Origin of the sequence: Comamonas sp. BIGb0152, from assembly GCF_024809975.1 — a bacterium.
GTDB lineage: Bacteria > Pseudomonadota > Gammaproteobacteria > Burkholderiales > Burkholderiaceae_C > Comamonas.
The window spans coordinates 225491-245467 of sequence record NZ_JANUDY010000008.1 but is presented as its reverse complement, the minus strand read 5'-3'; the positions used below and the strand labels follow the sequence as shown (position 1 = coordinate 245467).

The window sequence follows — 19977 nt, the reverse complement described above, 5'->3', positions numbered from 1 at the left end:
ACACAAGGAAACCAAAACATGGCAACCGCATCCAAGACCGCAGCGCCTGCAAAGAAGCGCACCCCGAACGCAGCTTTCATGAAGCCGTTGACCCCTAGCCCCGAACTGGGCGCTGTGGTGGGCACCGCTCCATTGCCACGTACGGAAATCATCAGCAAGCTGTGGGTCTACATCAAGGCCCACAACCTGCAAGACGCCGCCAACAAGCGCATGATCAACGCCGATGACAAGCTCAAGAAGGTGTTTGGCAAGCCACAAGTGTCGATGTTCGAGATGGCCGGCCTGATCGGCAAGCACGTCAAGTAAGTCACACTGACATCCGGCAGCCCAGCGCTTGGCGCTGCAACAAAAAACCAGCATAGACCATGCTGGTTTTTTTACGCCCGTGCTTTTTCGCTGGTCGGTTCCCGCTCAGGCTGCACACCAGCAGTGGCTGTGCACGGCCCCTGCACCCCGGTGGCCCCTGCACCCGGCTGCCGCTGGCCCCATGTGGCACCAGCACCCATGCCTTTGGCACCCCCGTCGCCGCCCGGGCACGGCTGCAGCCGCTGCATACACACAATTTTTCGTTTTCAAAAGCTATCTGGTTTATTCTTAAAGACTATTGATTCATAACAATAAAAATGAATCAACAGGCCCAGGCTTCAGAGGGGGAGAAGCGATATATCCGACAGCAGCCCCTGTTGCAGTCAGGAGATTATTGCGAATGCGACAAATTCTTATTTATAATTCCGATCAGTTATTCACTAGCCAGCCACCACGCTGCTCATCTGACCATGATCGTTTGTGTTTGCCGCAGAGTCTCGGACAAAGAGATCGCTCGCCACGCGCATGCGGGCATGTCGTTCGATGAAATCCAGTTTGAACTGGGTGTTGGACTGCAATGCGGCTGCTGCGAAGGTTGCGCCCGTGATGTGGTCGAACAATGCAGCGCGTCGCGTCCGGTTGCAGCCTTGCGCAATGAGGCAGCAGTCCACCCGGTCCAGCTTGCCACCGCCATCATGGAAAGCAAAGCATGGAACTCTTCGCCGCTGTCCTCGGCAGCCTGATTCTGGTCGCTGCCTCTCTCTGGTGGATCTTTCAGAAATAAGCCACCAACGCATTGATTTGCCGTGCTGCGGCTTCGGGCTGCAGCATTTTTTATTGCCCTTATGCTTCCACCAGACCCTTACAGCCCCTCCAAAAAACTGGGGCGCAATATCGTGGTTACGGGTTCGGTGCTGGCAGCGCACGTTGCAGGCCTTTGGGCCTTGCAAGCGGGCCTGCTCAAAAGTGCGGCGTTAGAGCTGCCCAAACCAGAGCCAGTGATGGTGCAGCTGATTGCGCCCGAGGTCATGCCTGTGGTTGCGCCGCCTCCGCCGCCCACCCCCAAGCCACCGCCACCTGCGCCAGCCCCCCAACCCAAACCCAAGCCAGCGCCTAAACCCGCGCCCAAGCCACAAGCCATCAAGGATCCGACGCCTGCGCCCAATGCGGTAACAGGCACAACGGAGGCCCAGCCGCCGGCACCGCCCATCGAGGCACCGCCGCCAGCGCCCCCTTCGCCACCACCGGCTCCGCCCGCACCTCCAGCGCCGCCACCGCCTCCGGTGATCCAGCTACCGTCGAGCAATGCGGCCTACCTGAACAACCCGGCACCCCAGTACCCGGCCATCAGCCGCCGCATGGGTGAGACGGGCACCACGATCGTGCGCGCCTTCATCGATGAAGAAGGCAAGCCCCAGGAGCTGCAGCTGAAAAAATCCAGCGGTTACGACCGCCTGGACCAGTCTGCGCTCGACACGGTGCGCAAGTGGCGCTTCAAGGCAGGCACCTCCAACGGAACTCCCCGGCCCATGTGGGTCAACGTGCCCATCAAGTGGGAACTCAATTAAATCGTACGGAAATAGGATCAGTTATGGACTCGCAATTCGGCATCGCCCACGTCTGGGCTCAGGGAGATTTCGTGACCAAGACGGTCGCGATCATTCTCGTAGCCATGTCACTCGCCTCATGGATCGTGATCGTCATCAAGGCCATCGATATCATGCGTTTCAAGAAATACGCCCGCAATGCCCAGGATTTCTGGCACAGCGCTGATTTCGCCGCCGGCCTGAGCAAGCTGGGCGACCAGGGTGACAACCCCTTCCGCCAATTGGCCATCGAGGGCCGCGAAGCCACCGCCCACCACCGCAAGACCGCCGAGCACCTGCATGACTCGCTGGACGTCAGCGACTGGATCACGCGCTGCCTGCGCAATGGCATCGATGAGTTCACTGCCCGCGCCCAATCCGGCCTGGCTGTGCTGGCATCGGTGGGCTCCACCGCCCCGTTCATCGGCCTGTTTGGTACCGTCTGGGGCATCTACCACGCGCTGGTGGCCATCGGCATGTCGGGCCAGTCCTCCATCGACAAGGTCGCCGGCCCCATCGGTGAAGCGCTGATCATGACCGCCTTGGGTCTGGCCGTGGCCATTCCTGCGGTGCTGGGCTACAACGCCCTGGTGCGTGGCAACAAGTCGGTGCTCAACCGCCTCAACAGCTTCGCCCATGACCTGCACGCCTTCTTCGTGACCGGCACCCGCCTGAATGTTGATTCGAGCAAGCCTGGCGCGGTGGTCACGCCGCTGAAGAAAGGTGCCTGATCATGGCTTTTGGAACGCAAGACGATGCCGATGAGGTCATGAACGAGATCAACATGACGCCGCTGGTAGACGTCATGTTGGTGCTGCTCATCATCTTCATCATCACCGTGCCGGTGATGAAGCACTCGGTGAACATCGACCTGCCTCGCGCCGTCAACACGCCGGAAGACGCCAAGCCCGACACCATCCAGCTGGCCATCCTGACCGATGGCACTTACAACTGGAACGGCAAGGCCGTGAGCGACGCGGAGCTGGAGTCCAACATGCAGGCCGAAGCCAGCAAGGAGCCCCAGCCCGAGCTGCACATCCGTGGCGCCCGCGATGTGAAGTACGAAAAAGTGGCCCAGGCCATGGCCGCTGCCCAGCGCAGCAACTTGAAGAAGATCGGCTTTATCACCGACCAGGTGGGCGAGTAAACCGCCACCACCCAGCCAAGGGCTCCAGCAGGAGCCCTTTTTTCATGCGCCCACAGCCCGCCAAGGCAGGGCTCCCGATTTACCCGCAGTGACGCCCAAGCGACGCCACAAGCGCGCCGGCGCTGCCTAAACTGGACTGCAGGACAAGCGCCATGGCGACCTGTACTGGCCGAAGCAGCGGCGGGCAAACCGACCATCACCAGCGCCTCCCCCAACTATTACTAGATTGAGGAGACAACGATTGATGCAGAAGTTCGGCACCCCACCATCCCCATCCCACCCGCCCTTGCGCCGGCGTCAGATGCTGCGCTTGGCCGTTGCCAGTGCAGCCGCCGCCAGCGGCCTGCCGCTGGCACCCATCGCCCATGCGGCCGCTGACAAGGCCAGCTTCCCAACCAAGCCCCTGCGCGTGATCGTGCCGTTCGCCCCAGGCGGCGCCACCGATGTGCTGGCCCGCAGTGTCAGCGACCGGCTGGGCCAGCAGATGGGCCAGCCCGCCATTGTTGACAACCGCCCGGGTGCGGCGGGCTTGTTGGCCTGCGATGCAGTCGCCAAGGCGGCGGCCGATGGCCACACACTCACCCTGGGCACGACCAGCACCATGCTGTCCAACCAGTTCATGTTCAAAAAGATCTCCTACGACCCGCAAAAGGACATGGTGCCTGTGGTGCGCATCTGCTGGGCACCCATCGTACTGGTAACCAATAGCCAGCTCCCCGCGCGCAATCTGCAGGAGTTGATTGCCTACATCGGCGCCAACAAAGGCAAGCTCTCGTATGGCAGCTACGGCATCGGCTCACAAGGCCATATGGTGCTCGCCAGCCTGAGCAACATGACAGGCGCAGACATGAGCCACATCGCCTACAAGGGCGAGGCACCCATGGTGCAAGATCTCGTGGGCGGCCAGCTGATGATGGGCATCGGCAGCATCCTCTCGCTCAAGCAGCATATCGACAGCGGCAAGCTGCGCGCGATCAGCTTTACCGGCCCCAACCGCGTACCCGCCCTGCCCGATGTCCCCACCTTTGCCGAGCAAGGCCATAAGCAAGAGGCCTTCACCATCTCCGGCTGGCTGGGGATAGCGGCGACCGGCGGCACCCCGGCGCCGGTGGTGGAGCAGCTGGGGGCCGAAGTGCGCAAGGCCCTGCAGACGCGTGACGTAAACGCCCGGGTGCTGGTGGCCGGCTTTGTGCCTTTTACCGACGACAGCCCAGCGCGCTTTCAGGACGACTGGCGCCGTGAATTACCGATCTGGAAAAAACTGCTGCAGGATGCCGGCGTGCAGCCTACCTGAGCCATCTCCAGCCCCTGTCGGCGTGCAAAGCGCCCCACCAGCCACGGCGCAAGTCCCAGCGCCGTGGTTTTTTACCCTTTAGCCCGGGAGATTTCAAATAAACACTGGACTCATGGAATGCGAATAGTTATCATTTGCTTCAGTTTTATCCCAGTGAGTACTGCCATGCAAACCATCGCCCAACCCGCCACCCCGCTCGCCGCCGCCAGCAAGAGTGCCAGCGTGTCCCAAGGCCATGCCACGCATTCGGCCGCCTTGGAGAGCAGCGAGCTGCTCCAAGGCGCCAAAGCGGTGTCCATTGTCCACAACGGCGCCATCTACCGCCTGCAGACCACCAAGTTGGGCAAGTTGATTCTGACCAAGTAAGCAAGAAGCTCCTGCACCCGCCGCTTGCTGCGACCCCGATCTAAGCCGGGGCACGCGCCAAGCGACCTGCCAGCAAAAAAGCCAACTCCTTGAAGTTGGCTTTTTGATGTGCGCGGGGCATGCGAAGGGGCAGGCTTGCTACACCCCCAGCGGCAAATCCGCGTGCTTGAGCGTGCGCAGCACAAAGCTCGACTGGCTGTGGCGTATACCCTTGATCTTGTAGAGCTTCTCGCGCAGCAGCCGCTCATAGTCTCGCGTGTCCTTGACGACCACCCGCAGCAGGTAGTCGTACTCACCCGATACCAGATGTGCCTCCACCACCTCGGGAATGGTGGCGAGCAGCTCGCCAAACTTCTCCAGCGTGTTGTCGCTGTGGCTGTCCAAGGTCACCATCACCAGCACCGTGTCGCCCAAGCCCAGCGCCTGCGGTGACAGCCGCACGGAGTAGCCCTGGATCACGCCAGCCTCTTCCATCTTTTTGATGCGGCCCCAGCAGGGCGATGCGCTCAAGCCCACGGCCTGGCCAATCTCCTGCAGGCTGGCGCGGCTGTTGTGTTGCAGCTGGCGGAGAATTTTGCGGTCCAAGGTATCAAGAAGCATGATTTTCTGCGCCATTCATAAATTCAGAATATTTTTCCATATTAAGGCGCAATGGTCAGCAAAACAAAATATTTTTTGCGAGCCAAGCCTGCATACTTTCTGCATCGAAACACTTTTACCGAAGCATCTTTCTGGCAGAGCCTGCTTACCGGCAGCCCCTCTCTCCATCAGCCCCCAGGCAGTTACCGCTGCCATGGGGGCTGTTGCATTGCGCACCGGGCTTCTATGTAACAAAACTATTGCATTTGCAAGCCCATTCCCAGCGCGCCTTGCGCCCGCCCCATGGCATAGTGGCGCCCAGGAACCACAACAACAGACCGCTTCCGAGTGCTGAGGAGTTGGAGATCAGCGCATACGACCGGTCAATAAACAGCTATGTTTAAGCGACTCAACGAACTGTCTGAAAGCCATGGCGCGCTGCGCTCAGGCAAGGGCATGGTGGCCGGGGTGATTGCCCTGATCTTGGCGGCCATGTGCTTTTTAGGGGTACTGGCTTTCCACTTTCCGCAGTACCTCACCACGCCAGAGCTGCGCCGCAGCTACAACGTCGATCTGATGCGCCAGCTGCTGTTTTGGAGCATGGTGATCGCCGGCGGCTTGTCAGTGGCCTTGATCGTGCTGGGCCGTGTGCGCTGGCTGGCAGCCTCGGCCTTTGGCCTGGTGGCGCTGTCGGCGCTGTTGGGCGGCAACAAGGTGCCCGTGGGCACGTTTGCCACCGATACGCCCTACATCGGGCTGGACTGGTTCATCCTGGATCTGCTGGGCAGCTCGCTGATTTTCATCTTCATTGAAAAGCTGTTTGCGCTGCGCAAGGACCAGCCGGTCTTCCGCCCCGAGTGGCAGACCGACTTTCACCATTTTCTGGTCAACCACATGGTGGTGGGCTTTGTGCTGCTGGCCACCAACCTGATGGTCCACCAGTTTTTTGGCTGGGCTGCGCATGACGGCATCCGGGGCTGGGTCGCCAACCTCAACTTCTGGGTGGCGCTGTTTTTGATCATCCTCGTCGCCGATCTGGTGCAGTACTGGACGCACCGCGCCTACCATGAGGTCCCCCTGCTCTGGCGCATCCATGCTGTACACCACAGCGTCAAAAGCATGGACTGGCTGGCCGGCTCGCGCCAGCACATTCTGGAGCTGCTGATCACCCGCACCCTGGTGCTCGCCCCCATCTATGTGCTGGGCTTCAGCAAGGAGGTGATCGATGCCTACATCATCATCGTCGGCTTCCAGGCGGTCTTCAACCATGCCAATGTCAGCGTGCGGCTGGGCCCGCTGCGCTATATCATCGTCACGCCCAACTTCCACCACTGGCACCACAGCCAGGACGTCGAAGCGCTGGACAAGAACTACGCCGCCCACTTCGCCTTTCTGGATTACCTGTTTGGCACCGCCGTCAAAAGCGACAAAGTCTGGCCCACCGATTACGGCGTGCTTGGCGACTATGTGCCCAATGGCTTTTTCAAGCAGCTGAAGTTTCCCTTCACCTGGAAAGGCTGAGCGCGCTCCTGGCCGCTGGGTCGCCCCGCTCCATTGCTTCCCTCAACCATGTCATTTCCTCCTGATTTTCGCGCCCAGGCCATGGTGCTGGCCGCCGGCCGTGGCGAGCGCATGCGCCCGCTGACCGACCACACCCCCAAGCCCCTGCTGCCCGTGCAGGGCAAACCGCTGATGCAGCACAGCATGGAGCAGCTGGCCCATGCCAGCGTGCAGCGCCTGGTCATCAACACCGGCTGGCTGGGCCAGCAGGTGGCCGATGCCTGGCCCGCCGCCCCGGCTGAGGCGCAGCTAGGTGCAAAGCGGCTGCAGATTGCCTACTCCCGCGAGGATCTGGATTTTGGCGGCGGTATCGAAACCAGCGGCGGCATCAGCCGCGCCTTGCCTGCACTGGACGATGCCTTCTGGCTGGTCTCGGGCGATGTGTTCATCCCCGACTTTCCGTTTGACGAGACCCTGCGCCAGCGCTTTGCGCACAGCGATGACCTGGCCCATCTCTGGCTGGTGCCCAATGCGCCCCACCACCCCCAAGGCGATTTTGTGCTGACGGACGAGGGCCGCGCCGAGAACCCCGCCGCCGATGACCCACGCCCGCGCCTGACCTACTGCTCGGTCGCGCTGCTGAAAAAAGCGCTGTTCAGCGCGCCTTACTGCGACATCCCCGCTGGCAACCCCCAGGGCACCAAGATGCCGCTGGTGCAGCAGCTGCGCGCCGCCATGCAGGCGGGCCGCTGCAGCGCCAGCCGCTATGACGGCCGCTGGGTCGATGTCGGCACGGTGGAGCGGCTACAGGCCCTCAATCCCTGAAGCCCGTCCCTTCGCTGCGAGTTTCAAGCAGCCACTCTGTCGACACGGTGACAGGAAGGGCGACATTTGCAAATGAGGCAATTTCTAAATATTTATTATTTATCAGATAGTTAGATAAATATGCGCTGTGTATGAAATCCACTTACCGCATGACATCATAAAAACCCCAATACCGAATGGCCCAGCCTTGCCCACAATGCAAAGCGCATGCGGGCATCCGCAGGCGCCTATAAAACCATTCGGCACAGCCGGGGAGACAAGTCATGCAGATGAAGAAATTGGCCTGGGGTATCGGGGTCGCGATGGGCTTGATGGCCGCCGGGCCCGCATTGGCGCAGACGACGATGCGCATCAGCATCTCCGTCGCCCAGAACTCGCACCAAGGCGTGGCCATTGACACCTTTGCCAAAGAGGTGGAGCAGCGCACGGGCGGCCGCTACAAGGTCCAAACGTTCTACAACGGCTCCTTGGGCGGCGAGCGCGAATCGATCGAAGCAGTGCAGCTGGGCACGCAAGAGCTGGCCTTCAGCTCCAGCGGACCGGTGCCCAACTTTGTGCCCGAGACCAAGATCCTCGATGTGCCCTTCCTGTTCCGCGACAAGGCCCATGCCCGCGCGGTGCTCGATGGCCCCATCGGCAATGAGCTGCTGGCCAAGTTCGACAGCAAGGGCTTCAAGGCGCTGGCCTGGGCCGAGAACGGCTTTCGCCACATGACCAACTCCAAGCGCGCGATCAACAGCCCCGATGACACCAAAGGGCTGAAGATCCGCACCATGGAAAATCCGGTCCACATCCAGGCCTACAAGGCCCTGGGCATCATCACCACGCCCATGGCCTTCCCCGAAGTGTTCACCGCACTGCAGCAGGGCACGGTCGATGGCCAGGAGAACCCGCTGCCGGTGATCACCTCGGCCAAGTTTGACCAGGTGCAAAAGCACCTGAGCCTCACGGGCCACGTCTACTCGCCCTGCATTCTGGTGATGAACAAAGCCGCCTACGACAAGCTGAGCGCCGAAGACAAGACCGCCTTTGTGCAAGCCGCCCAGGCTGCCACCAAGGCCAACCGCGCGCGTGTGGACCAGGATGACGCCAACGGCGTGGCCGAGCTGCGCGCCAAGGGCATGCAGGTGGTAGAGAACGTCGACAAGGCCAAGTTTGTCGCCACCTTGGCCAAGACCAATGCCGACTTCGAAAAGCAGTTCGGCAAGGCCAACCTCGACCGCATCCGAAACTTCCAGTAAGCCCTGCGTTTCAAGTAGAGCCGGCGCCCCTCTGGCGCGGTTGTGCTTGATCACAGTTTCCACTTTGGTACCCAACTGCTGCTGACGCCCCAACGGGCGCCAGCCGCTGTTGTGTCAACACGCGCAAGGAGGGTGGATCCCAGGCGGCACTGCAGGCGCCTGTCCACCCGGTCACCATGAAAAACGCTTTTCTCAATTTTGAGCGCTGGACATCGGGCATCGCCATGGCCGGCGCCTGCCTGATGCTGGCCATCGCATCCGTGCTGGGCATGTTCCAGATACTCACTCGCTTCGTGCTGGAGCAGCCCGCCGAATGGACCGAAGTGCTGATTCGCTTCAGCCTCATCTGGATGGTCTTCCTCGCCATTCCGATGGCCTTCCGCCAAGGCGCCATGGTCAGCGTCGATGTCTTGAAGCGCTGGGCACCGCCTGCCATGCGCCGCCTGCTCAGCGGCTTTGTCTGCGTTGCCACCTTGGCGCTGCTGGCCGTGCTGATCTGGTGGGGCTGGGACTATGCGCGCCGGGGCGGCGTGCAGACCATGGCCGGGCTCGAATCGCTGTCCATGTTCTGGGCCTACCTGGCCGTGCCGGTCGGGGCCCTGTTTGCCGTCATCGGCGTCATCGGCAACCTGCTGGAACCCCAAAACACTGAACTGGAGAACGCGCAATGACCGCCGTGATGCTTTCCACGATGGTGCTGTGCTTTGCGCTCACCGTCTCCGTTGCCGTCTCCATCGGTCTGGCCTCCATCCTGGGGATCCAGGCCAGCAATGCCAATATGCTCATCTCGGTCAAAGAGATGTTTGGCGCCATCAACAAATTCCCGCTGGCCGCCATCCCGTTTTTCATTCTGGCCGGTAACCTGATGGAGACCGGCGGCATCTCGCGCCGCCTGGTGGAGTTTGCCAAAAGCATCGTCGGCGGCATTCAGGGCGGTCTGCCGATGACCTGCGTGCTCACCTGCATGATCTTTGCCGCCGTCTCCGGCTCCTCGGTCGCCACCACCTTTGCCATTGGCGCCATCCTGATCCCGGCGCTCATCAAGCACGGCTACCCCAAGAGCTATGCCGCCGCACTGCAGGCCACCAGCGCCGAGCTGGGCGTGATCATTCCGCCATCCATCCCGATGATTCTCTATGGCGTCAGCGCCGAGGTGTCGATTGGCGAGCTGTTCATCGCAGGCGTTGGCCCGGGCCTGCTGATCAGCGCGGTGTTGATGTTCTTTGTCTGGGCCTACTGCAAGTACAAGGGCTGGGGCAAGAACGATGGCGAGGGCCGCTTGGGCTTTGGCAAGGCTTCGCTGCAGGCGGGCTGGGCGCTCTTGATGCCGGTCATCATTCTGGGCGGCATCTATGGCGGTGTCTTCACCCCCACCGAAGCCTCGGCCGTGGCCGTGTTCTATGCGCTGGTGGTGGGCACACTGATCTACCGCGAGATCAAGATCCGCGACCTGTATGCGATCTTCCGCAAATCGGCGATCTCCTCGTCGATCATCATGTTCATCATTGCCAATGCCGGGCTGTTTGCGTTCCTGATCACCCGCGCCGGCGTGCCCGATGCGATTGGCCGCTGGCTCGAAGAAGTGCTGCAAAGCCCGGCCATGTTCCTGCTGGGCGTGAATGCAGCGTTGTTCATCATCGGCATGTTCATCGAGACCAGCGCGGCCATCATTGTGCTGGCCCCGATCCTGGCACCCGTGGCCATGCACTTTGGCATCGACCCGGTGCATTTCGGCCTGATCATGGTGGTGAACCTGGCGCTGGGCATGATCACGCCGCCTTTTGGCGTCAACCTGTTTGCCGCCTGTACGGTGGCCCGAATATCGCTGGACCAGATCATGAAACACCTGCTGCCCTTTGTCGGGGTGATCTTGCTGTGCCTGATGGTGATTACCTATGTGCCGGGCATATCGCTGGCGCTGCGCGATCTGGTCTACCGCTGATCCGGCCCACTGGCATCGCTGAGCCACCGCCCGCCGGTGGCTTTTTTGCATGTGGGCCGACCCTTTTGCAGGCGCAAGCCGCCAGTTGCCGCTAAAATCGCCGCAGTCAGGAGAGAGTCGCCCCCGTTGTCAACCAACGCGCAGCGCGGCCGCCGAAGGCGCAGGCTACTGCAAACGCAGCTGCCGAACGCTCAGGCAAAAGGACTGGCCCCGCCGCGCAGCATGTGACTGCCGGCGTTCCCAGCTGGAGAGAGGTGGCGCCTGGACGCCATCCACCGAAGGAGCAAGCCCCCTGGCCTCAAAGCGGTGGGTGAATCTCTCAGGTAAAGCGGACAGCAGGGCAAACAGCATGCAACCGGCAACGGCTGCATGCCTTGTTATTTGCCCTGGAGAATCCATGTCCGCCACCGCATCCGCCCTGCTGTCCACCCCTTTGAACGCCCTGCATATCGAGCTGGGCGCACGCATGGTGCCCTTTGCCGGCTATTCCATGCCCGTGCAATACCCCCTGGGGCTGATCGCCGAGCACAAGCACACCCGCACGGCGGCCGGCCTGTTCGATGTCTCCCACATGGGTCAACTGCGCCTGATCGGCCCCGATGCCGCTGCCGCCTTTGAAACCCTGGTGCCCGTCGATGTCATCGACCTGGCCATTGGCAAGCAGCGCTACGGCCTGCTGCTCAATGACGAGGGCGGCATTGTCGATGACCTGATGTTCTTCCGCGTCTCCGAGCAGGAGCTGTTTGTCATCGTCAACGGCGCCTGCAAGGTGGCCGACATGGCCCTGATCACGGAGCGCATCGGCCAGCGCTGCCAGGTGCTGCCCCTGCCCGACCAAGCCCTGCTGGCGCTGCAAGGCCCCCAGGCCGCCACCGCGCTGGCCCGCCTGGCCCCCGGTGTGGACCAACTGGTGTTCATGACTGGTGGCGACTTTGATGTGGACGGCATCGCCTGCTTTATCACCCGCAGCGGCTACACCGGCGAGGATGGCTTTGAGATTTCGGTAGCCAGCCATGAGGCCGAGGCCCTGGCGCGCAAGCTGCTTGCCCAGCCTGAGGTGCAACCGATTGGCCTGGGCGCCCGCAACTCGCTGCGCCTGGAAGCCGGTCTCTGCCTCTACGGCAGCGACTTGGATGCCACCACCACCCCGCCCGAAGCCGGCCTGAACTGGGCCATCCAGAAGGTGCGCCGCACTGGCGGCGCGCGCGCAGGCGGCTTCCCCGGTGCCGACAAGGTGCTCGCCCAGATCGACAACCCTGCCAGCCTGGCCCGCAAGCGCGTGGGCCTGATTGCGCAAGAGCGCATTCCCGTGCGTGAGCAGGTCGAGATCCGCAGCCTCGATGGCCAGATCGTCGGCGTCACCACCAGCGGCCTGCTCGCCCCCACGTTCGACCAACCGATTGCCATGGCCTACGTGGCGCCGGCACTGGCGGCGATCGGCACGCAACTGCATGCCATGGTGCGCGGCAAACCGGTGCCGGTCGAGGTGGCGGCCATGCCTTTTGTTCCTCCCCGCTATTTCCGCGGCTAAAGTAGCTGCTGGGTGGTGCCTGCGCACCCTCCTGAACACAATTCACGCCTACAAAACTGGAGTATTCCTATGACGATCAAGTTCTCCCGCGACCACGAATGGATCAACATCACCGACACCAATGCCGCCGTGGTCGGCATCACCGTTCACGCGCAAGACGCGCTGGGCGATGTGGTGTTTGTCGATCTGCCGGAAGTCGGTGCCTCCTTCAACCAAGGCGATGTGGCCGGCGTGGTGGAGTCGGTCAAGGCTGCCGCTGACGTTTTTATGCCGGTGACCGGCGAGATCGTCGAAATCAACGAAGCGCTGCGCAATGACCCGTCGCTCGCCAACTCCGACCCGCTCAACAGCGGCTGGTTCTTCAAGGTCAAGCTGAGCGATGTGGCCCAGCTCGATGCGCTGCTGGACGAGACCGCCTACAACGACTTCGCCGCCAACGCCTAAGGCCTTGGCCCTGCTGCTGGCCTGCCGGTGCCGGCAGCCAGCAGGCGGGCCTCGCTTTTCCTCTCCTATTTCCCCCTTCTCGCTGCCAGCGCTCTTTGAGGCCGCGCCAGCCGTAACCCAAGCCATTTACACCGATTCGGACCATGCTGATGCCCTCCAAAGAGCCCCTCGCCGCGCTGGAAAACGCCAGTGAATTCATCGCCCGCCATATTGGCCCGGACAGCGCCGACGAGGCCCGCATGCTGGCCGCGCTGGGACTGCCCTCGCTCGATGCACTGATCGACAAGGTGCTGCCCGCCTCTATCGTGCGCAGCAAGCCCATGGACCTGCCCGCGCCGGTGACCGAGGCGGACGCGCTGGCGGAGCTCAAGGCCCTGGCCAGCAAGAACCAGGTGCTCAAGAGCTTTATTGGCCAGGGCTACTACGGCACCTTCACGCCCGGCGTGATTTTGCGCAACATCCTGGAGAACCCCGCCTGGTACACCGCCTACACGCCTTACCAGGCTGAAATCTCGCAAGGCCGCATGGAAGCGCTGGTCAACTTCCAGACCATGGTCTGCAACCTGACCGGCATGCCCATCGCCAATGCATCGATGCTGGACGAAGCCACCGCCGCTGCCGAGGCCATGACCCTGGCCAAGCGCTCGGTCAAGTCCAAGAGCAACCGCATTGTGCTGGCGGGCGATCTGCACCCCCAGACCATCGAAGTCATCCAGACCCGCGCCCAGCCCCTGGGCCTGGAAGTGCTGGTGGCCAACAGCAAGGACGAATGGGAAGCCGCACTGGCGGGCGAGCTGTTTGCCGCTGTGCTGCAGTACCCCGCGTCCAGCGGCTGGATTGTGGACTGGAAGGCCGACGTGGATGCCATCCATGCCAAGCAGGCGGCCGCGATTGTGGCCACCGATCTGCTGGCGCTGACCTTGATCACGCCGCCGGGCGAATGGGGTGCCGACATCGTCGTAGGCAACAGCCAGCGCTTTGGCATGCCCATGGGCGCCGGCGGCCCCCACGCCGCCTTCATGGCCTGCCGCGATGACTACAAGCGCTCCTTGCCCGGCCGCCTGGTAGGGGTCAGCATCGATGTGCATGGCAACCCGGCCTACCGCCTGGCACTGCAGACCCGCGAGCAGCATATCCGCCGCGAAAAGGCCACCTCCAATATCTGCACCGCCCAGGTGCTGCCGGCAGTGATCGCCAGCATGTATGCGGTCTACCATGGCCCGGCCGGCCTCAAGCGCATCGCCCAGCGCGTGGCACGCCTCACCGCCATCCTCAGCCGTGGCCTGACGGCGCTGGGCTTTAGCGCCCGCCACCACGACAGCGCTTTCGACACCTTGTCGCTGCACACCCAAGACGCCACCAATGCCATCCTGGCCCGTGCGCTGGCCCAGGGCGTCAACCTGCGCAAGGCCTGGAACGAGTACCTGTGCATCAGCCTGGACGAAACCTCCAGCCGCGCCGATGTAGAACTGATCTGGAGCATCTTCGCCCAGCCCGGCCAGGCGCTGCCCAATATCGAGGCGATGGACGAAGGCAGCACCTCGCTGATCCCCGAAGCCCTGCAGCGCACCAGCGCCTACCTGTCCCACCCGGTCTTCAACACCCACCATTCTGAAACCGCGATGCTGCGCTACATCCGCAGCCTGTCGGACAAGGACCTGGCGCTGGACCGCAGCATGATCCCGCTGGGCAGCTGCACGATGAAGCTCAACGCGACCAGCGAGATGATCCCCATCACCTGGCCCGAATTTGCCAACATGCACCCCTTTGCCCCAGCCGACCAGCTGCAGGGCTATGCGCTGCTCGATGCCCAGCTGCGCGAATGGCTGTGCCAGGCCACCGGTTACGCCGGCATCAGCCTGCAGCCCAATGCCGGCTCGCAGGGCGAATACGCCGGCCTGCTGGCCATCAAGGCCTACCACGCCTCCAAGGGCGAGTCGCACCGCAATATCTGCCTGATCCCCAGCAGCGCCCACGGCACCAACCCGGCCAGCGCGCAGATGGTGGGCCTGCAAGTGGTCGTCACCAAGTGCGATGACAACGGCAATGTGGACATGGCCGATCTGAAGCTGGCCTGCGAAAAGCACAGCGCCAACCTGGCCTGCATCATGATCACCTACCCCAGCACGCATGGCGTGTTCGAGACCCAGGTGAAGGCGTTGTGCCAGCTGGTGCACAGCCATGGCGGCCGCGTCTATGTGGACGGGGCCAACATGAACGCCCAGGTCGGCCTGGCCGCACCCGGCGAGTTCGGCGGCGATGTCAGCCACCTGAACCTGCACAAGACCTTCTGCATCCCCCACGGCGGTGGCGGCCCTGGTGTCGGCCCCGTCTGCGTGGTGGAGGACCTGGTGCCCTTCCTGCCTGGCCATGCCACCGCTGGCGTGCCCGGCAAGGTGGGCGCCGTCAGCGCCGCACCGCTGGGCAATGCCGCCGTGCTGCCCATCAGCTGGATGTACATCCGCATGATGGGCGAGCCCGGCCTCAAGCGCGCCACCGAGACGGCGATCCTGAACGCCAACTACATCAGCAAGCGCCTGGAAGAACACTTCCCGACCCTGTACGCCGGTGAGCACGGCCACGTCGCGCACGAGTGCATTCTGGACCTGCGCCACTTCAAGGACAGCTGCGGCGTGATGGCCGAAGACGTCGCCAAGCGCCTGATCGACTACGGCTTCCACGCGCCGACCTTGTCCTTCCCGGTGCCCAACACCTTGATGGTTGAGCCTACCGAGAGCGAGAGCCTGTACGAGCTGGACCGCTTTATCGCAGCGATGATCGCCATCCGTGGCGAGATCGCCGACATTGAGGCGGGCCGCGCCGCGCAGGATGACAACCTGCTCAAGAACGCGCCCCACACCGCCGAGACCCTGCTGGCCAGCGAATGGAGCCATGGCTACAGCCGCGAGGCTGCTGCCTACCCGGTGCCAGCCCTGCGCCGCGCCAAGTACTGGAGCCCGGTGGGCCGGGTCGACAACGTCTATGGCGACCGCAACCTGTTTTGCAGCTGCGTGCCGCTGGACAGCTACGAGGCTTAAACCCAGGCCAAGCGACCCACCGGGTCGCTTTTTTGTGGCAAGCCCACCGGCAACCCAGCCGGTCGTGGCCCAGGAAAACGCTCCGCCATGGATACCTTTCTCCTCATCGTCATCGGCGCAGCCCTTGCGGGCTTTGTCCAAGGGCTCTCGGGCTTTGGCTACAGCATGACAGCCATGGCGCTGTGGGCCTGGGCCTTGGAGCCCTCGCTGGCCGCAGTGCTGGCGGTGTTTGGTGGCTTGTGCGGGCAAATCATCCAGGCCTTGAAGGTGCGGCGCGGCTTTGACTGGCGCATGCTCTGGCCGTTTTTGCTGGGCGGGCTCTGTGGCCTGCCCCTGGGTTTGCGGCTGCTGCCGCTCCTGGATGCGCAGCTGTTCAAGACCGTGCTGGGTGCCTTGCTGGTCATCTTCTGCCCGTTGATGGCCGTCTCGCACCGGCTGGGCGGCATCGCCTCGGGGCCGCTGAGCCAAGGGCCTGGCCGCTCGCTCGCCAATGGCTTGGCGGGCCTGGCCGGCGGGGCCATGGCGGCGCTGGGCGGCTTTTCAGGCGTGGTGCCTACCTTGTGGTGCCAGATCACCGGCATGGCCAGAGACACCCAGCGCCAGGTGATCCAGAACTTCAACCTCACGATGCTGTCCGTCACCTTTGCCAGCTATGTCGCCACCGGCCTCGTCAGCCAGCGCATGCTGCCCATGCTGGCGATCGCGCTGCCGGCCATGGTATTGCCATCCATCTGGGGCGCGCGGCTGTACGAGCGCATCAGCGATGTGGCCTTCAAGCGCGTGGTGCTGGGCCTGCTGACCTTGGCGGGCCTGGCCATGCTGGCCTCCAACTGGGCCTGAGCTGTTGCGCATAGGACACAGACCAGGCAGCTTTGAGCGCCCACCCGCAGGCAGGGCAACCCCAGTCCTATAACAATTGTCATGCCCCGGCTAGTTCGTTGAAATATATGAAAAGGCACCGGATAATCATGTCGGCCTTATTGCGCCGACACCCTCCCAACCCCACACGCATCTGGCCCTAAGCCAAGGGATCTGTCCCGCCGTCGCCAATGCCCGCATCCCATTCCTCCACCCTGTCGCCCCCTGAAGCAACGCTCTCCAACGGCCCTGCCTTGGAGCCGGTGGCTGCGCGCGCGCGCAGCCTGAGCACCTACCTGGTGCTGCTGATGCTGGCGGCGGCCCTGCCCATTTTGGCCGCCGGTATCTACACCGTGCAGCATGTCGCGCAGTCCTACCGGGACAGCAGCCTCAACCGCATGCTGGATATCACCAGCAACCTCGGCCATGCCGCCGAATCCGACCTGCTCGGCAGAGCTGCCATGCTGCAGTCCTTAGCGGCAGACGGCAACTTTCTCAGCGCCAGCGCGCTGGACCGGTGGATGCGCCTGACCGGCCTGGACGAGCGCAGCAGCTTGATGCTGCTGAGCCCTGACCAGGCGCAGCCGGACATGGCCTCTTCCAGCGCGGCGCAGCTGCTGCCTGGCCACCGCTCGCTGGCCGCGCAAGCCTTGCGCAGCAGCACACCGGCCTTTTCACAGCTTTTTTTCCAGAACGGCATACCCGTCGTGGCCATGGCCGTGCGCGTAGGCCCCGCATCGCAGCAGGTGCTGGTGCTCACCACGCCCCCGGCCGAGCTGGTCAGCACGGCCCCCAGCCAGACCAGCGATGGCGTGCTGATCGCCATCACCGATGGCGAGGGCCGCATTCTGGCGCGTTCGGCCCATGCCGAGCGCTTCATTGGCACCACGGTTCCAGACTGGGAGCGACTGCAGGCCGTGGCGGCCCACCGGGGCAGTTTCGAGGCGCAGCGGGCCGATGGCGGTAGGGTGATATTCAGTTTCTACCAACTGCCCAAGACGCCTGGCTGGGTGGTGGTCGCTGGCGAGCCGCTGGAGGCCTTCAACGCCCGCTGGCAAAGACCGGTGATCGACATCGTGCTGGCCAGCCTGTTGGCGCTGGCCATTGCCGGCCTGCTCTGCGCCTGGCTGTCGCGCCAGCTGCTGCGCCCCATCCGCCAGCTGACCATCAGCACACGCACCGGCGCCTCCTACACCGCCAGCCCCAGCGCAGGCGATGGCCCGGTGGTGATGGTGCGGGAGTTCGAAATGCTGCGCCAAAGCCTGAGCCAGGCGCGCGCGCAGCTGGATGTCACCCTGGCCGCACAGCACCAGGCCGCCGCCGCCTTAGCTGCCAGCGAGCAACGCGCCCGCACCTTGGCGCATGCCGGCGCCTCGGTCCAGTGGAGCCTGGACGCCAAGGGCCGGGTGCTGTCCATCGTGGGCTGGCAAGCCCTGGGCGGCACGCCCGATGCCCAGGCGCTGCAGCTGGGCTGGCTGCGCCATGTGCACCCCGAAGATGCTGCGCAGCTGAAAGGCCAGGCCGAAGCGCTTTTGCTGGACGCCAGCCGCAGCCTGGATGTGGAGCTGCGGCTGCGCACCCAGGATGGGCAGTGGCGCTGGATGCGGGCACGGGGCGCGGCCATCCTGGATGCGCAGCAATGCATCGCCGAATGGCTGGGCGTGCTCGAAGACGTGGACGACCGCAAGCGTGCACAGGCCGAAGTGGCCTACCTGGCGCTGCACGACCCCTTGACCGGCCTGCCCAACCGCAGCCTGCTGCAAAAGCCCATTTGCACCCCCGGCGGCACCGCCGGAGCCTTGCTGTACCTGGATCTGGACCGTTTCAAGCAAGTCAATGACACACTGGGCCATGCCAGCGGGGACGCCCTGCTGTGCGCCGTGGCTGAGCGCCTTCGTGAGCTGCTGCGCGACACCGATCTGGTGGTGCGCATGGGCGGTGACGAGTTCTGCATTGTGCAAAACGCCTCCTCGGCGCAAGCCGCTGCCAGCCTGGCGCAGCGCGTGATCGACAGGCTCAGCGCCGACTATGAGATCGAGGGCCAGCGGGTCAGCATTGGCGTGTCGGTCGGCATCGCCCTGCTCAGCCAGGCTGCCGATACGCAGGACCCCGACAGCCTGCTGCGCAAGGCCGATATGGCGCTCTACCAGGCCAAACAGCAGGGCCGGGGACGCTATGCCTTCTACGCCGAGGCGTTGGGCGGCGCCAGCCAATAAGGGCGCCCCCATCCCAGCCCGCCCTGAAGCGAAAAAGCCAGCGCTATGGCTGGCTTTCCTCAGCGGTCCGGCTTGCGCCAGTGCCCGCAATTACCTGCCGCGAATATAGGTGTTCACCGCGCGGTTGTGCTCGTCCAGGCTCTGGCTGAAATGGCTGCTGCCATCGCCCTTGGCCACAAAGTACAGGGCCTTGGTGTTCTCGGGCTGGACAGCGGCCATCAGCGAGGCCTTGCCCGGCATCGCAATCGGGGTGGGTGGCAGGCCGGCGCGGGTATAGGTGTTCCACGGCGTATCCGTCTGCAGATCCCGCTTGCGCAGGTTGCCATCAAATGTCTCGCCCAGGCCATAGATGACCGTGGGGTCCGTTTGCAACAGCATGCCGATGCGCAGGCGATTGACGAACACTCCCGCCACCATGGCCCGGTCCTCGGCCTTGCCGGTTTCCTTCTCGACAATGCTGGCCAGGGTCAGCAAATCCTGGGGAGTCTTGAGCGGGCTGTCCGACGGGTTCAATGACCAGACGGCTTCGAGCCGCTTGTCCATGGCCAGCATCGCGCGGCGCATCAAGGCCAGATCGCTGCTGCCCTTGGCGAAGGCATAGGTATCGGGGAAAAACCGCCCCTCCGCCGCTACCTCGGGCCGGCCCAGCGCCGCCATGATCTCTTGTGGTGACATCGCCGCGCTGTCGTGGCGCAGGTGCTCTTCCTTGGCCATGGCCGCGCGCATCTGGCGCAGGTTCCAGCCTTCGACAATGGTCAACACGCGCTGGCTGTCTTCACCGCGTACCAGGCGGGCCAACAGGCTGCGCGGCGTCGTGCCTGCGGGGATCTCGTAGTTGCCCGCACGTATCTTGCGGTCCTGGCCCGAGAGGCGGAACCACCAGTACAGCAGGTCCGGGTTGACTTCGATGCCCACGGCTTGTGCGGCCTGGGCCACCGCACGCGGTGAGGTGCCCGGCTCAATCTCCAGCTCCAGCGCCTGTGCGCCGTTACCCAACACCAGGGCCTGGTTCAACCAAACATAGCCAGCACCTGCTGCGGCCAGCATCAGTACAACAATCAATATGAATAAACGCTTCACAACCCTACCGCCTCAGTGCAATGG

General features: G+C 63.4%; 19 protein-coding genes and 2 riboswitches. Of the genes, 17 read left to right on the top strand and 2 right to left on the bottom strand.

Annotation, left to right across the window (positions count from 1 at the left end; all coding sequences use genetic code 11):
* The first annotated feature begins 18 nt into the window (after positions 1 to 18).
* The 7 genes from M2375_RS16635 to hemP all read left to right on the top strand — a co-directional run bounded on the left by M2375_RS16635 (position 19) and on the right by hemP (position 4699).
* On the top strand, positions 19 to 306 hold the full coding sequence (locus M2375_RS16635) for an SWIB/MDM2 domain-containing protein (protein ID WP_021028612.1): 288 nt from the start codon (positions 19 to 21) through the stop codon (positions 304 to 306).
* 470 nt (positions 307 to 776) lie between these two features.
* Positions 777 to 1049: a bacterioferritin-associated ferredoxin gene (locus M2375_RS16630; protein WP_259169004.1), complete on the top strand. Its 273-nt coding sequence runs from the start codon at positions 777 to 779 to the stop codon at positions 1047 to 1049.
* Between the two features lie 102 nt (positions 1050 to 1151).
* Entirely contained in the window at positions 1152 to 1874 is a 723-nt protein-coding gene (locus M2375_RS16625) for an energy transducer TonB (protein ID WP_259168982.1), read from the top strand.
* Positions 1875 to 1897: 23 nt separating this feature from the next.
* Positions 1898 to 2623 (top strand): MotA/TolQ/ExbB proton channel family protein, encoded by a 726-nt coding sequence (locus M2375_RS16620; protein ID WP_259168981.1) that lies wholly within the window; start codon positions 1898 to 1900, stop codon positions 2621 to 2623.
* A gap of 2 nt (positions 2624 to 2625) precedes the next feature.
* Complete coding sequence (locus M2375_RS16615; protein WP_259168980.1) at positions 2626 to 3039, top strand: biopolymer transporter ExbD; 414 nt, start codon at positions 2626 to 2628, stop codon at positions 3037 to 3039.
* Between the two features lie 244 nt (positions 3040 to 3283).
* Positions 3284 to 4333 (top strand): tripartite tricarboxylate transporter substrate binding protein, encoded by a 1050-nt coding sequence (locus tag M2375_RS16610; RefSeq protein ID WP_259169003.1) that lies wholly within the window; start codon positions 3284 to 3286, stop codon positions 4331 to 4333.
* A 165-nt stretch (positions 4334 to 4498) separates the two neighbouring features.
* Positions 4499 to 4699 (top strand): hemin uptake protein HemP, encoded by a 201-nt coding sequence (gene hemP / locus M2375_RS16605; RefSeq protein WP_259168978.1) that lies wholly within the window; start codon positions 4499 to 4501, stop codon positions 4697 to 4699.
* Positions 4700 to 4837: 138 nt separating this feature from the next.
* Here hemP and M2375_RS16600 read toward each other — a convergent pair whose 3' ends face one another.
* Positions 4838 to 5299: an Lrp/AsnC family transcriptional regulator gene (locus M2375_RS16600; RefSeq protein WP_043341700.1), complete on the bottom strand. Its 462-nt coding sequence runs from the start codon at positions 5297 to 5299 to the stop codon at positions 4838 to 4840.
* 375 nt (positions 5300 to 5674) lie between these two features.
* On the opposite strand from M2375_RS16600, the gene M2375_RS16595 reads away from it, so the two are divergent.
* The 10 genes from M2375_RS16595 (at position 5675) to M2375_RS16550 (ending at position 18873) form a co-directional block, all read left to right on the top strand.
* Complete coding sequence (locus M2375_RS16595; protein WP_259168975.1) at positions 5675 to 6799, top strand: sterol desaturase family protein; 1125 nt, start codon at positions 5675 to 5677, stop codon at positions 6797 to 6799.
* Positions 6800 to 6847: 48 nt separating this feature from the next.
* Positions 6848 to 7603, top strand: coding sequence for a nucleotidyltransferase family protein (locus M2375_RS16590; protein WP_259168974.1), 756 nt, complete (start codon positions 6848 to 6850; stop codon positions 7601 to 7603).
* Between the two features lie 263 nt (positions 7604 to 7866).
* Positions 7867 to 8844, top strand: a complete 978-nt coding sequence (locus M2375_RS16585) for a TRAP transporter substrate-binding protein (protein WP_259168973.1) — start codon at positions 7867 to 7869, stop codon at positions 8842 to 8844.
* Between the two features lie 176 nt (positions 8845 to 9020).
* Positions 9021 to 9515, top strand: a complete 495-nt coding sequence (locus M2375_RS16580) for a TRAP transporter small permease (protein WP_259168972.1) — start codon at positions 9021 to 9023, stop codon at positions 9513 to 9515.
* On the top strand, positions 9512 to 10786 hold the full coding sequence (locus M2375_RS16575) for a TRAP transporter large permease (protein WP_259168971.1): 1275 nt from the start codon (positions 9512 to 9514) through the stop codon (positions 10784 to 10786). Before M2375_RS16580 ends, M2375_RS16575 begins: the two co-directional genes overlap by 4 nt.
* A 97-nt stretch (positions 10787 to 10883) precedes the next feature.
* Positions 10884 to 11003, top strand: a riboswitch (glycine riboswitch).
* A 17-nt stretch (positions 11004 to 11020) separates the two neighbouring features.
* A riboswitch (glycine riboswitch) is annotated at positions 11021 to 11132 on the top strand.
* 51 nt (positions 11133 to 11183) lie between these two features.
* The gene (gcvT, locus tag M2375_RS16570) at positions 11184 to 12317 is read left to right on the top strand and encodes a glycine cleavage system aminomethyltransferase GcvT (RefSeq protein ID WP_259168970.1); all 1134 of its coding nucleotides are present in this window, start codon (positions 11184 to 11186) and stop codon (positions 12315 to 12317) included.
* Between the two features lie 69 nt (positions 12318 to 12386).
* On the top strand, positions 12387 to 12761 hold the full coding sequence (gene gcvH, locus M2375_RS16565; protein ID WP_259168969.1) for a glycine cleavage system protein GcvH: 375 nt from the start codon (positions 12387 to 12389) through the stop codon (positions 12759 to 12761).
* Positions 12762 to 12904: 143 nt separating this feature from the next.
* Entirely contained in the window at positions 12905 to 15799 is a 2895-nt protein-coding gene (gcvP, locus tag M2375_RS16560; protein ID WP_259168968.1) for an aminomethyl-transferring glycine dehydrogenase, read from the top strand.
* Positions 15800 to 15886: 87 nt separating this feature from the next.
* Positions 15887 to 16639 (top strand): sulfite exporter TauE/SafE family protein, encoded by a 753-nt coding sequence (locus M2375_RS16555; RefSeq protein ID WP_259168967.1) that lies wholly within the window; start codon positions 15887 to 15889, stop codon positions 16637 to 16639.
* Between the two features lie 209 nt (positions 16640 to 16848).
* Positions 16849 to 18873 carry a diguanylate cyclase domain-containing protein gene (locus M2375_RS16550; protein ID WP_259168966.1) on the top strand — a complete coding sequence of 675 codons (2025 nt, stop codon included), beginning with the start codon at positions 16849 to 16851 and terminating at the stop codon, positions 18871 to 18873.
* A gap of 90 nt (positions 18874 to 18963) precedes the next feature.
* Here the strand turns inward: M2375_RS16550 and mltG are convergent, their stop codons facing one another.
* Positions 18964 to 19953 carry an endolytic transglycosylase MltG gene (gene mltG, locus M2375_RS16545; protein WP_259168965.1) on the bottom strand — a complete coding sequence of 330 codons (990 nt, stop codon included), beginning with the start codon at positions 19951 to 19953 and terminating at the stop codon, positions 18964 to 18966.
* Positions 19954 to 19977 lie beyond the last annotated feature (24 nt).

What these genes read in the sequence shown, in the direction of transcription:
- M2375_RS16635 (WP_021028612.1), top strand. Translation starts at nt 19, where the DNA reads ATGGCAACCGCATCCAAGACCGCAGCGCCTGCAAAGAAGCGCACCCCG.
- M2375_RS16630 (WP_259169004.1), top strand. Translation starts at nt 777, where the DNA reads ATGATCGTTTGTGTTTGCCGCAGAGTCTCGGACAAAGAGATCGCTCGC.
- M2375_RS16625 (WP_259168982.1), top strand. Translation starts at nt 1,152, where the DNA reads ATGCTTCCACCAGACCCTTACAGCCCCTCCAAAAAACTGGGGCGCAAT.
- M2375_RS16620 (WP_259168981.1), top strand. Translation starts at nt 1,898, where the DNA reads ATGGACTCGCAATTCGGCATCGCCCACGTCTGGGCTCAGGGAGATTTC.
- M2375_RS16615 (WP_259168980.1), top strand. Translation starts at nt 2,626, where the DNA reads ATGGCTTTTGGAACGCAAGACGATGCCGATGAGGTCATGAACGAGATC.
- M2375_RS16610 (WP_259169003.1), top strand. Translation starts at nt 3,284, where the DNA reads ATGCAGAAGTTCGGCACCCCACCATCCCCATCCCACCCGCCCTTGCGC.
- hemP (WP_259168978.1), top strand. Translation starts at nt 4,499, where the DNA reads ATGCAAACCATCGCCCAACCCGCCACCCCGCTCGCCGCCGCCAGCAAG.
- M2375_RS16600 (WP_043341700.1), bottom strand. Translation starts at nt 5,299, where the DNA reads ATGCTTCTTGATACCTTGGACCGCAAAATTCTCCGCCAGCTGCAACAC.
- M2375_RS16595 (WP_259168975.1), top strand. Translation starts at nt 5,675, where the DNA reads ATGTTTAAGCGACTCAACGAACTGTCTGAAAGCCATGGCGCGCTGCGC.
- M2375_RS16590 (WP_259168974.1), top strand. Translation starts at nt 6,848, where the DNA reads ATGTCATTTCCTCCTGATTTTCGCGCCCAGGCCATGGTGCTGGCCGCC.
- M2375_RS16585 (WP_259168973.1), top strand. Translation starts at nt 7,867, where the DNA reads ATGCAGATGAAGAAATTGGCCTGGGGTATCGGGGTCGCGATGGGCTTG.
- M2375_RS16580 (WP_259168972.1), top strand. Translation starts at nt 9,021, where the DNA reads ATGAAAAACGCTTTTCTCAATTTTGAGCGCTGGACATCGGGCATCGCC.
- M2375_RS16575 (WP_259168971.1), top strand. Translation starts at nt 9,512, where the DNA reads ATGACCGCCGTGATGCTTTCCACGATGGTGCTGTGCTTTGCGCTCACC.
- gcvT (WP_259168970.1), top strand. Translation starts at nt 11,184, where the DNA reads ATGTCCGCCACCGCATCCGCCCTGCTGTCCACCCCTTTGAACGCCCTG.
- gcvH (WP_259168969.1), top strand. Translation starts at nt 12,387, where the DNA reads ATGACGATCAAGTTCTCCCGCGACCACGAATGGATCAACATCACCGAC.
- gcvP (WP_259168968.1), top strand. Translation starts at nt 12,905, where the DNA reads ATGCTGATGCCCTCCAAAGAGCCCCTCGCCGCGCTGGAAAACGCCAGT.
- M2375_RS16555 (WP_259168967.1), top strand. Translation starts at nt 15,887, where the DNA reads ATGGATACCTTTCTCCTCATCGTCATCGGCGCAGCCCTTGCGGGCTTT.
- M2375_RS16550 (WP_259168966.1), top strand. Translation starts at nt 16,849, where the DNA reads ATGCCCGCATCCCATTCCTCCACCCTGTCGCCCCCTGAAGCAACGCTC.